Annotated in this window: 10 protein-coding genes and 1 riboswitch; of the genes, 5 read left to right on the top strand and 5 right to left on the bottom strand. The window is 46.0% G+C overall.

Annotated features, from left to right (window positions below; all coding sequences use genetic code 11):
* Window positions 1-65: 65 nt before the first annotated feature.
* A riboswitch (guanidine-I (ykkC/yxkD leader) is annotated at window positions 66-167 on the top strand.
* A 94-nt stretch (window positions 168-261) separates the two neighbouring features.
* Both ACGTNI_RS00890 and ACGTNI_RS00885 read left to right on the top strand, forming a co-directional pair.
* A complete protein-coding gene (locus tag ACGTNI_RS00890; protein ID WP_139823809.1) occupies window positions 262-594 on the top strand; it encodes a DMT family transporter in 333 nt (110 codons plus the stop codon).
* Window positions 594-908, top strand: coding sequence for a DMT family transporter (locus tag ACGTNI_RS00885; RefSeq protein ID WP_085507342.1), 315 nt, complete (start codon window positions 594-596; stop codon window positions 906-908). Before ACGTNI_RS00890 ends, ACGTNI_RS00885 begins: the two co-directional genes overlap by 1 nt.
* A gap of 139 nt (window positions 909-1,047) precedes the next feature.
* Here ACGTNI_RS00885 and ACGTNI_RS00880 read toward each other — a convergent pair whose 3' ends face one another.
* Window positions 1,048-1,485 (bottom strand): RDD family protein, encoded by a 438-nt coding sequence (locus ACGTNI_RS00880; protein ID WP_394459227.1) that lies wholly within the window; start codon window positions 1,483-1,485, stop codon window positions 1,048-1,050.
* 337 nt (window positions 1,486-1,822) lie between these two features.
* Between ACGTNI_RS00880 and ACGTNI_RS00875 the strand changes: the two genes are divergently transcribed.
* Window positions 1,823-2,470 (top strand): GntR family transcriptional regulator, encoded by a 648-nt coding sequence (locus ACGTNI_RS00875; RefSeq protein WP_085509190.1) that lies wholly within the window; start codon window positions 1,823-1,825, stop codon window positions 2,468-2,470.
* Window positions 2,471-2,521: 51 nt separating this feature from the next.
* Here ACGTNI_RS00875 and brnQ read toward each other — a convergent pair whose 3' ends face one another.
* Complete coding sequence (gene brnQ / locus ACGTNI_RS00870; protein ID WP_085507346.1) at window positions 2,522-3,877, bottom strand: branched-chain amino acid transport system II carrier protein; 1,356 nt, start codon at window positions 3,875-3,877, stop codon at window positions 2,522-2,524.
* A 994-nt stretch (window positions 3,878-4,871) separates the two neighbouring features.
* Window positions 4,872-6,557: an amidase gene (locus tag ACGTNI_RS00865; RefSeq protein ID WP_394459224.1), complete on the bottom strand. Its 1,686-nt coding sequence runs from the start codon at window positions 6,555-6,557 to the stop codon at window positions 4,872-4,874.
* Between the two features lie 720 nt (window positions 6,558-7,277).
* On the opposite strand from ACGTNI_RS00865, the gene ACGTNI_RS00860 reads away from it, so the two are divergent.
* Window positions 7,278-7,736 (top strand): hypothetical protein, encoded by a 459-nt coding sequence (locus ACGTNI_RS00860; RefSeq protein ID WP_394459223.1) that lies wholly within the window; start codon window positions 7,278-7,280, stop codon window positions 7,734-7,736.
* Between the two features lie 45 nt (window positions 7,737-7,781).
* Here ACGTNI_RS00860 and ACGTNI_RS00855 read toward each other — a convergent pair whose 3' ends face one another.
* Entirely contained in the window at window positions 7,782-9,224 is a 1,443-nt protein-coding gene (locus ACGTNI_RS00855; protein ID WP_394459221.1) for an MDR family MFS transporter, read from the bottom strand.
* A 289-nt stretch (window positions 9,225-9,513) separates the two neighbouring features.
* A complete protein-coding gene (locus tag ACGTNI_RS00850) occupies window positions 9,514-10,233 on the bottom strand; it encodes a vanadium-dependent haloperoxidase (protein ID WP_394459219.1) in 720 nt (239 codons plus the stop codon).
* Between the two features lie 170 nt (window positions 10,234-10,403).
* On the opposite strand from ACGTNI_RS00850, the gene ACGTNI_RS00845 reads away from it, so the two are divergent.
* Entirely contained in the window at window positions 10,404-11,615 is a 1,212-nt protein-coding gene (locus ACGTNI_RS00845; protein WP_394459217.1) for a Bcr/CflA family efflux MFS transporter, read from the top strand.
* The last annotated feature ends 109 nt before the right edge of the window (window positions 11,616-11,724 follow it).

Genomic DNA, 11,724 nt, shown 5'->3' with positions numbered 1-11,724 from the left:
AAAACGATAGCCTTGTTCTTGATTCCCCGACTCTATCGTGATAAATTAAACACAATTCAATAAAAAAAGTTGTTTTCTAGGGTTCCGTAACTTTTACAAGTTAGTCTGGTCCGAGAGAAAACACACAGTGATGAGCTGTGACACGGAAGGACAAAAGCCTGGGAGATGCTGTATTTACAGTGGTCTCTCAGGCTTTTTACTGTTTGACTTGAAAGGGATTTCGCTACATTTGCTAGGCGATATGATATGGGGGGATATCTAGTGAACTGGTTGAAAGTTTTTATTGCGGCGTTGTTTGAAGTACTGTGGGTAATTGGACTGAAACACGCCGATAGTTTTTGGGCATGGGGAGGTACAGTCGTCTCCATCGTCATCAGCTTCTATTTATTGATCATGGCCGGAAAAAGGCTTCCTGTAGGAACGGTTTACGCGGTTTTCGTCGGACTTGGGACAGCGGGTACGGTCATTGCAGGAATTCTGTTTTTTGAAGAACCTTTTAAATGGTCAAAAATTATGCTGATCGGCTTTTTGTTAGCGGGGATTATTGGTCTGAAACTAGTGACTGAAGATAAAGAGGAAGGAGTGGAAGCGTAATGGCATGGCTATCCTTAATCCTTGCAGGACTTTGCGAAATGTTAGGTGTATTAATGATAAACAGGGTGCACAAGCATCGTAATTGGCAGTCGCTTGCACTCCTGATTTTGGCGTTCGGTGCCAGTTTCCTTTTCCTTGCCCTGGCTATGGAAACGCTGCCTATGAGCACGGCCTATGCGATTTGGACAGGTATTGGTGCCTCTGGCGGAGCGGTTATGGGGATGTTTTTATATGGAGAACCGAAGGACCTGAAGCGAATCGTTTTTATTTCCATGATATTAGGTGCTGCGATAGGCTTGAAGTTAATTTCATAACAAATGCCTGACCTTCCGCTGGAGAAGTTCAGGCATTTTTTTATCCTTTAAGAAAGTTTAACTTTGTTAAAGGATTAAAGTATAAGAAAAGACTAAGGCTTTCGCCATAAGTACTTGGCGATAAGCCAAGTTTTTCTAATTAATATTCGGCATACTCATTTTTTTCTGGCGGATCGTAGGTGACATAGGTGCCTCCGATGAAGTCATGGATCGCTCGTTTATCGTGTCTTAGACCGACCATGAATGTACTGACGATCAGGCCGATTCCCAATGTGAGCGTATAAACAAAAATACTTACCAATTCCCTCATCAGCATGTTGCCTATGCCTACATTTTCTCCATTTTTCTTCACGATGCGCACGCCTGTCGCGCGTTTTCCTACGGTATATCCGTACCAGAAGAGAGGGAGAAGGATGCTATATAAGAGGCCGATGCCATCTAAGGGGTTATAATCGTCATTCGCAAATTCTCCAAACAGGATGGCAGAAATGATTCCTGTCACGATCCCCATTAAAATACCATCGATGATTCTTGCGCCTAATCTGTTCCAGAAACCTACCGGGTTATGTACTTCCATCATCTTTCTCCTTTCTTTTGTACTTTAAGAAAGTTTAACTTTGTTAAAGAATTAAAGTATTAGAAAATCTAAGGCTTTCGCCATAAGTACTTGGCGATAAGCCAAGTTTTTCTAATGTAACCTTTCACTATCGTATCATATCCATATTATTCAACTGAAAGATTTTGATGCAAGGAATTCTTCTAAAATGTTCCTGAGATCCGACTTGATCCAGGCAGGGGGAGGCAGGCACTTTTTATCGAATATACGTCATTGGTGATATATTGCATATTTCAATCTAATGTATTTTCCTGTATACTTTTTCATACAGAAAGATTATCCAGAAAGGCTGATTCCCATGCCCATACCAACAAACCATTCGAAGCCCGTTCGTCAATCTGCCAAGGAAAATGCATTCAACCAGATCCAGCAATGGATTATTGAAGGAACCTTGCGTCCAGGCGAAAAACTGAATGATACGGAACTGGCTAATGCGTTAGGAAGCAGCAGAACACCGGTCCGTGAGTCCCTGCAGCTGTTGGAAGTACAGGGGTTTGTCAAAATGTTTCCGGGGAAGAGTACAGAAGTCACGGAAATCGAACGCGAAGCTATCAAGGATCTCCTCCCGCCATTGGCAGCCTTACAGTCGTTATCCGCGGAACTGGCAATCGATCATATTACTGCGGATCAGCTGGCCCAGCTGGAAAATATCAATGAACGGTTTGCCGAATTGATTTCTGCCAACCATGCCTATGATGCATTGAAAGTCGATGAGGAGTTTCATCAGGTGATTATTGATATATCGAAAAATACGTATATCAAAAACATGGTAGCATCCTTGCAGGCACACGTTCGCCGGCATTTTTTTCATAATTCTATCATCCTGGCCGAACGATCCATCGAAGAACACAAAGTAATCCTTGCCGCCATGAGAGATGGGGACAAGGATAAAGCAGCAGCCATTATGAAAGATAACTGGCTCCGTACCGTAGAAGATTTTAAATAGCAATCGAAAAAGCCGGCCCCTCTGGTAATGAGGAGGCCGGCTTTACTTCGTTTATGAGGCATGAACGGGAGCCTTTTGCAAGCGACTGATGATACCAGTAAGGGCAATGACGATAATTGCCGGCAACAGCCATCCAAGCCCCTGGTTATATAGTGGCAAGGTTTGTTCGTAAAAGCCTACAATCGGCTGCATCCAGCTGAAATACTCGATTCCCAGTGATTCACAGAGCGATTTAAGCCCATCGAAGATGCTGATTAAAAATGTGACAGCGATGGTTGAACTATAAACGATCGTGGCATGATTGAACAATGGAGACACGAATGTCAAAAGAATCAGGACGATCGCTAATGGATACAAGAACATCAAGACTGGCACAGAATACGTGATGATGTTAGCCAGTCCAAAGTTCGCAATCACAAAGGTGATCGTAGCAAAGAAGACAACCAGTGTCTTATAACTAATCTTCGGAAACAACGTATGAAAGTATTCCGCATTGGCTACCGTCAAGCCAATCGCTGTTGTCAAACATGCCAACGTGATCGCAATGGCGAGCAGCACAGAACCAAAGGTCCCGAAATAATGGGAGGCACCGTTACTTAAGATCGGTCCGCCGGTTTCAAAAATCCCATAAGCCTGTGTGCTTGTCGCACCTAAATAGGCGATACCGACATAAATCGCTCCAAGCAGCACGATGGCAATACTGCCTGCCTTGACGGTTGCTTTTAGGATTTCAGTATTGGAGGTGACGCCCATGGAGCGGATCGCGTTAATAACGATAATTCCAAATACCAAGGATGCCAGTGCGTCCATTGTATTATATCCTTCGAGAAAACCCGTGATGAAAGCTCCATTGGTATAAGTTTCCTGAGGAGCTTCCATCGCTCCCATTGGATTGGTGATGACCGCTATTAGTAGAACGGCAAGCAGAACGACCAACCCAGGTGCCAAAAACTTTCCAACATTATCAACAAGTTTGGCAGGTTTTAAGGAAAACAAGAGAACGATTGCAAAAAATAGCAGGGTGAAAATAAATAATCCCAATTGCTGCGATGATTCATTTATATATGGTGCGATCCCGACATCAAACGCAACGGTCCCGGTACGGGGAGACGCGAAAAATGGCCCGATGGTCAAATAAAGCAGGGACGTGAAAAACACGGCATAAACTGGGTGTACACGGCTGGAAAGCTCCTGCAGGTTACGGCTTCCCGAAAAACTCATTGCAATAATTCCAAGCAGTGGTAGTCCCACGCCAGTAATTAAAAATCCAATGACGGACGGCCAGAGATTGGTTCCGGCATTTTGGCCGAGCTGTGCCGGAAAGATCAGGTTCCCGGCTCCAAAAAATAATGCAAATAGCATGACGCCGATCGATGTGTAAGCTGAAAAAGACAATTTCCCCTTCATGAAGTCTTCCTCCTCATATGGTTTTTTAGTAGATTAGCAATATGCAATATATCAATGAAACCTATCATACTCCTCCTATATGCAAAATGCAATATATTACAGAATATTTTTATATGTAAAATAATTCATGTAATAAATTACCATTCGGTGGAATTTATAAGCTTTTATCCCGGGAGTTTCTGCGGGCTGCTAGTTAAAAGGTTGGGAGGATGTGGTGATTCGTTTTTTAATAACCGCTAGGAAAGGGAAAACGATGACGGACGGTCATTAAAAAGGTTATTAAGACTGTTAGATAGGAGTAGGTAATGTCGGGTGGTCTTTAAAGCGGAGATCAGGACCGTAAGCGGATGAATTTTCAAGTGGAACGGTCTTTATACTATGGTTTTTGCTTTTGGGAAAGAATAGTGACTGGTTCCTTGGACGGCTGCAATCCCTTTTACTCGATGTGTATCGAGTTTTTCCGTTTCAATGAGATGGGTTGTTATATAGCATGAATTTAGCGCCCTTGTTTTCTTCGGTTTTAAAGGGACTCCAGTGCTGCATAGAAGGAAGAAAACACATATGTTTTATATCCGGCATTTTATGGTATAATAAACGTAGAAGTTATATATATTAAAAAAGACCGCAGATGCGCCAACATCTACGGTCGGTAATAGAACGGTTCCCTTCAAGGGGGATCGGCTAAAGCGGAATAATCCACCTGAGCCTCTAACTCAAGGGTGGATTATTTTTTTTGGTCAAACGACAATATCGCTATGATCAAAGTCGCGAATGCAACTGCGAAGATCAATGCTTCATATACTGTCATCAGCACCACCCCCTTTCTGTTGGGGATGCTGCCGACCACCCTTGAGTCACCTATTCTATTACATAATGTCATTATACCATGGTTAATATTTCCTGAAGAGGAAATATTAGAGTTTTATCCCTGTGAAAGTAGAAACGGCTCCAGCACTATTTTATATAGCTGAAGCCGTTTCTTTTCGATGGTGGTTTAATTTGTGTTGGTTGCTGATTCAGCTTCTAAGACTGGAACTTCTCGATATTGCGTGGATTGCTCATAATCATAGGCCATTGCAAGCAACTCGGCTTCGCTCCACATTTCTCCGAAAAAGGCGAGCGAAAATGGTGTGCCGCTTTGGTAAAAGCCGGCAGGTACGGTGACGAGTGGCTGCCCGCTGATATTGACCTCTGGTGCTGCTGTCGGTTGATGGATGCCTTCTTCGAGTGGCGGGATTTCATCAGCCATCTGCGGGTAGACAAACGCATCCAGGTCATGCTTTTCCATCACTTCATTGATGTAGGACTGAAAGTTTGCCCTTGCTTCGAAAAAGTAGTCTAAGTCAGGCTGCTGATTCGGGTTTTGCAAATTCATTTGTAACTCCGTTTCATCGAAGTTCTGAAGCGGCTGGCCTGCAGCCCATGGCTTTGTTGCTGATTGATTGAACAGTTCCGTTACTGTCGGAATATCGCCTTCCGGGTCCATCCGGTTGAGATAGGTTTGGATGTCATAGACGAGCGCATCGTAACCGATATTTCCGGTGGCTTTTACATACTTAGCGAAACCGGACCCGGCGAAAGGATCGGTGACAACTTCGGCTCCTTGCGCTTCGAGCTCCTGGATCGCGCGGTCATACAGTTCTTGTGTTTCTGGAGATAATGATTCTCCTCGCCAGCCGGGACCGTAGAGCCCGATGCGTTTTCCTTCCAGGGAATCTTCGCTTAAGCCGGCGGCGTAGCCTTCCTCTGGCAGGTTGGCATCTGCCTTTTCCGTTTTCGGATCTTCGGGGTCAGTCCCGGCGATGACATCGAGCATCGTTGCTGCATCCGCAACCGTCCGGGCGTGCGGGCCGAGTACGTCTCTTGTGCTTGCTGCAAACGGAGCGGCTCCTGTATTCGAGACGAGCCCGAAAGTTGGTTTTACTCCGATAAGGGCCTGGGAAGCAGCTGGATTCTGAATCGATCCGCCGGTTTCTGCGGCGATGCCTAAAACTGCCAGATTACCAGACACAGCAGTTGCTGTACCGGAGCTGCTGCCTCCTGGTGCGAAGGCTGGATGGATGGCGTTCAACGTTTTTCCTGCCCAGCTGGTGTTGGCATTGGTCGCTGAAATGCTGAAGGCGGGCATGTTCGTTTTGCCAAGAATGATTGCACCTTCTTCTTTTAACTTGTGCACGATTGGTGCGTCGACCTGTGGCAAGAGTTCGATGCCGCCGGCTTCTTTACTGAAACCTTCCCAGCCGAAAGTGGAAGGGAAACCAGTCACATCCACCGTTTCCTTGAGGACGACCGGTACTCCTGCCAGTCGGCCGGGAGACTGTTTTTTGTTGATACGGTCCTGTATTTCACTTGCTTCCTGTAAAGCGTGCTCGTTAATGAAGGTGAAGGCATTATATGTATCTTCAAATTCCTCGATGCGCTCCAGGTGGGCCTGGACAACCTGCGAGACAGTAAACGCTCCGTTTTTATAACCCCGGCGGAGATCGTTGACGGTCAATTCTTTCCCATCTTCCAGTCGTTCGGTCAGGTCGATTTCCTGGTGTGGATAGGTTTTATGTTCGATTGAATTTGTATGTCCAAAAGCATCCTTTGGTGAAGTGGAAGTAAAGTTTCCACTAATCGCAAAGGTGGCCGCAATTGCCACCATTAACGTTATGATTATCGCTCTTATGTTTTTCATATGGTACTTGTCACTCCCTTGCTTATCAAAGGTAGAATAACATAGAATCATAGGCTATTAAATAGTTTTTGAGTAGCAGATGGTAACTATAAGAACCGGGAGAAGGTTGGTTTGTTCCGCGCGCGGTCTTTATGGAGGGGGTTAGGTACGTTGGAACACATTGATTTAGATCGGACGGTTATTAGCGGGTGTATAAAAACCTTTAGAAGAAAGAAAACTGGGTAGGGTGGTTCTAAGAAAGCTGCTTAGAGTTAGATAGTTTCCAGTTATTGGTTTCTGGCGAGGGGTTGAGGCTGGGGTTCGGACAGGTTGGGGGCAAAAGCGCGTGAAGTTGTCCTCAAAGGGATGGTATAAGGACAAGATGCAGGCGAATACGCATGAAGTTGTCCTCAAAGGGATGGTATAAGGACAAGATGCAGGCGAATACGCATGAAGTTGTCCTCAAAGGGGTGGTATGAGGACAGGATGCAGTCGAATAGGCGTGAAGCTGTCCTCAAAGGGCATGGATAAGGACAGGATGAAGATGGAAAAGCGGAAAGCTGTCCGCAAAGCAGTTGAATGCGGACAGGAGCAGAGGAGAAAAGGAGAAAGTTGTCCTAATCCCAGCGAATCGGATACTGACTGAAGTATGGGCAAGTATCCTCGTGGAATAGTAAAAAAAGCAGGCTTACTGCACCAGCATTCGGGAATAGGAGTAAAGCAGGAAAGGAGGCTATCGTAATGGAACATCGAGTTTCGCATCAGGATATGGATGAGTTATTAAAGCAATTGGAATATGATTACGTCAATGCCGTCAAAGATAATGACCGTGCGACTGTAGCGGGTTTTATCGAGAAGTTTTTGTATGATTCGTGGGATTATAATGAGGAAAATATCGACAGTATTAAGTACGTGTTGAAAAGGTACTCCAATGGAGACATTGCCCAAGGAACCTTCAGCGGGGCATTCAATGAGATGGTTGACCATCTTCAAGCAAAGCTGGAGCAGCTGGATCATAAAAAGGAATACCCTGTTCTCCACACGGATAAAGGAGCCTCGCTGCTAGTCGCTTTCGTCGATGGGCTGGTTGTGCAGTATTATTTAGGTGTGTATGATGTCGATCAGCTCAAAGAAATGACTCCTTACTTAAAGCAGGTTATATTACAAGCTTTGAAGACAAAAGAGGATGGAAATCAATAAAAGGCGTCTGCTTCCCACCACTCAAGGTGGGGGCGGACGCCTTTATTAGGATTCTGCCGGTTCTTCGGCATGAAAATCGGGAGCGATTGCTTTTTTTATAAACAAGGAAGTCACAAACACGCCGATGGACAGCGCGAGCGCGAACCAGTAGGCGTGATGGACACCGGCGGTCATCGCCTGGTTGGCTACTTCCTCCGTAGCGGGCCCGCTCTGGGAGAACAGGTAGCTGTTCTGTCCCTGGGTCATGATGCTGACGAACACTGATACACCAAGCGCGCCGCCGATTGGCTGGAGCGTGTTGGCGATGGCGGTGCCATGCGGGTACAGATGCTTTGGCAATTCGTTCAGGGCGTTCGTCTGGGATGGCATCAAAATTGCTGAGACCGAAAGCATTAAGGCGATATAGGCAAACACAAACAGCCAGATTGGTACGGATGGGCTCAGGTTGCTGAAGAAAATCATCACGGCGACTAAGACGAGACTGCCTGGAATGATCAGTTTTCGTGGCCCGAATTTATCAAACAGTGATCCCATCACCGGGGACATCAGGCCGTTCAATAATGCTCCGGGAAGCAGCAGGAGTCCTGCCATTTTTGCCGAATACCCGAGCGGTCCCTGCAAGTACATCGGCATGACGATTTCTGACGCGAACATCGCCATGATGACTATGACGAAAATCGTGATGCCTCTGGCGTAACTTTTATAGGTGAACACCCGGACATCCAGTAATGGCTCCTCGAGTTTCAACTGGCGGAACACAAACCATATCATGCTGATCAGACTGATACCGATGATAAGCATGATGTGAAGGGAGGAAAAACCTTCTCCGCTTTCCCCGGCACTGCTGAAACCATACACGATTCCACCGATGCCAATCGATGACAGCACAATCGACAGCACATCAGCTCTCGGTCGCGTGATTTCTCCGACGTTCTGTAAGTATTTCCACGCAAAAACGATGGAAAAGGTGGCAAACGGGATAACGGTAATAAACAGCCAGCGCCAGCCTAGTAAATCCACGATGACACCGGATAGTGTCGGTCCGATTGCCGGTGCAAACATGATAACGAGCCCGAATGTCCCCATGATTTTCCCCCTGACTTCCGGAGGGTAAAGCAATAACATGGCGTTCATGATGACTGGAATCAACAATCCCGTTCCGACGGCCTGGATCATCCGTCCTGTAAGGAGCATGGGAAAATTAATGGCTGCGGCCGCGATGATGGTCCCGGTCAGGAAGGTGGTCATGACGCCAATGAACATCTGCCTGGTCGTAAACCACTGGATCAGCAGGGCTGAAATCGGCATCAGGACGCCCATCACGAGCATGAAGCCGGTCGCCATCCACTGGACCGTTGGTGCTTCGAGCTGGAATACTTCCATTAATTCTGTCAGGGCGATGTTGAGCAGTGTTTCATTTAACACGGCAAAAAACGCGCCAATCATAAATGTAACTAGTATAATCTTTCTATTTAATTGTGGTTCCATGGTATCCCCCGTAACTGTTTCTAAAATAAACACTTAATCATAATCCACCATTTTCTAGGTGATGGCAAGTATTTTAATTCTGCCAGTGGAATCTGGTCCATATAAAAGTATAGCATGTGAAATTGTGGAAAGTTTCTTTTGTATTGCTAAATCAGTTTAGGGAGAAAGTTAGCGCTGTTAGCTCGAAAGCTTTTTCCGTTAAGGGAAGAACATGGCGGAGTTAGGACAGAAGGTATCGTCGTCAGGTGGAAATTTCCCGATCTGCCCTATTCGAAAAAAGGTGAGCTCCTTAGAAACGATTCATCGTGGAGTTTTCTCGTTTCATTACTTCTACGACCATTTCCCCAATTTGTCTGCCTAACCGTAACCCTTCATCATTATCCACCTTAAAATGGACTCCGGCATACAGCCGTGACATCGCACACTGTTCCATGATGGTTTTTATATCCGGTGCGTCTGCTGGGAAAATATTACTTAAGATCACTTCCCCGCATCCAGCCACAGTGGCATGAGCCGAAGGGTAGGCGGGAAAGCGTGGTGTAGGCAAAATCGGGTTAATATTCCGGCCGTATTGATTGGGTCGCGCTACATCCCAAAGGTATTTGAAATACCAGGAAATAACAAAGGCATCATTAATTCCTGCATGAAAATAGGCAAGGATTCTTGCGACTAAGGGAGAGCCAAGTTTGTATTTTTTTGCTAGATGAAAGATGATCGGGGTCATGTTCTCTGTTGTTTCGGCGTTGGCCCAATAGTTTGCAATCTGCATTTGCTGTGACGTCAGGCGGGATAACGTTTGTTCCACAATCAATAATTCGCTCTCCCAATGCACACTGGATGGATCCTTAATCTTCCACTTAATTGGCTGCCCAAAAGGGTTCAGGAAGGAATTATTTTCTCCTCTGGTAATGAAAAACATGGGATAGGATGCTGCTGCAGGGTAAGGCGTCGGGGGGTTTTGCTCGCCTTGGTATGGGTAAGCTGACCATCTTCTGTAGGCAGTTCTCATTGTTTCAGCCCCTAACATTTCTAGTTATTGCGTAAAAATATATGTGGAAGCGGGCTGAATAAGAACACGGGTATGAAAAGTAATGGTCAACAGGCTTTTTGTTGGCATTCTTTTTTTCATAGGAGTAGAATCATAGTTTAATAATGTTTAAAAAAGGGTGTTTGGGAATCATGTTACATAATCCAACAGGAAAAGAGCGCATCGGTCTGGCGTTTTTGCTTGGCATGCTGGGGATATTAGGCCCGCTGAACATTGATATGTATTTGCCAAGTTTCCCTGGAATTGCAGAGGATTTTGGTACGACAGCTTCGTTTGTACAGCTCAGTCTGACGACGTGTCTCATTGGTCTTGCGGTCGGGCAGATTGTGGTGGGCCCTATCAGTGATTCACAGGGGAGAAGACGGCCGCTGCTCGTTTTTATTTTTCTTTTTGCCCTAGCCTCCTTGTTATGTGCCCTGGCACCAAATATTTACATATTCGTAGTCGCCCGCTTTTTACAAGGGTTCACCGCTTCTGCGGGTGTGGTGTTATCCCGGGCGGTAGTGCGGGATGTTTTTGACGGAAGGGATCTGACGAAATTTTTCGCCCTCCTGATGGTGATCAATGCGACGGCTCCGATGATTGCGCCGATGACCGGTGGAGCAATTCTGATGCTGCCATTCGCCACGTGGAGTACGATTTTTTATTTCCTATTTTTTGTTGGACTGGTGATAGTCCTTACGATGTACATCAAATTACCGGAAACGCTGCCGAGAGAAAGACGGATTCCAAGCAAGCTCGGGGAAACAATCCGCACGATTGGCAGGCTGCTGAAGGACCGCTCGTTTATCGGATATGCGCTGACAATCGGTTTTGTTCATGGAGGAAGTTTTGCTTATGTTTCAGGAACACCGTTTGTTTACCAGGGGATCTACGATGTTTCGCCGCAGGTGTTCAGTATTTTGTTTGGCATTAATGGTCTTGCGATCATTTCCGGCAGTGCGATTATCGGGCGACTGGGCGGGATTATTCACGAACGCAGCTTGCTGCGCACAGCGGTTATTGTTGCGGTAACTGCGACTGCGTTTCTCCTGACGATGACCATCATCGAAGGTCCGCTTGCCTCGCTGGTTATTCCAATTTTTATTTATATGACCGCGATGGGGATGGTGCTCACCAGTACGTTTACGCTCGCGATGGAGCATCAGGGTCATCGGGCAGGGAGTGCCAGTGCGGTGTTAGGCATGCTCCCGTTATTATTCGGCTCGCTTGTTTCTCCTCTTGTCGGTTTAAATGAATCGACCGCTGTACCGATGGGGGCAACGTTATTCATCACCGCATCAATCGGATCTGTGGTGTTTTTTACAATGACAAAGAAAAATCAAGTGGCACAAGCGCAATAGAGAGTCCTTATATAAAACCTGTTAATAGGAAGTAAACCTCCTTCATCCTGCATAAATTTTCCGTTTCAAGAAAAGCTAATGGCAGATTAGTTAAGGAGGTTTTCCTTTT

Origin of the sequence: Thalassobacillus sp. B23F22_16 (assembly GCF_043496955.1) — a bacterium.
Classification (GTDB): Bacteria; Bacillota; Bacilli; order Bacillales; family Halobacillaceae; genus Thalassobacillus; species Thalassobacillus devorans_A.
The sequence above is the reverse complement of the archived record's forward strand: the minus strand, read 5'-3'. Positions and strand labels throughout refer to the sequence as shown.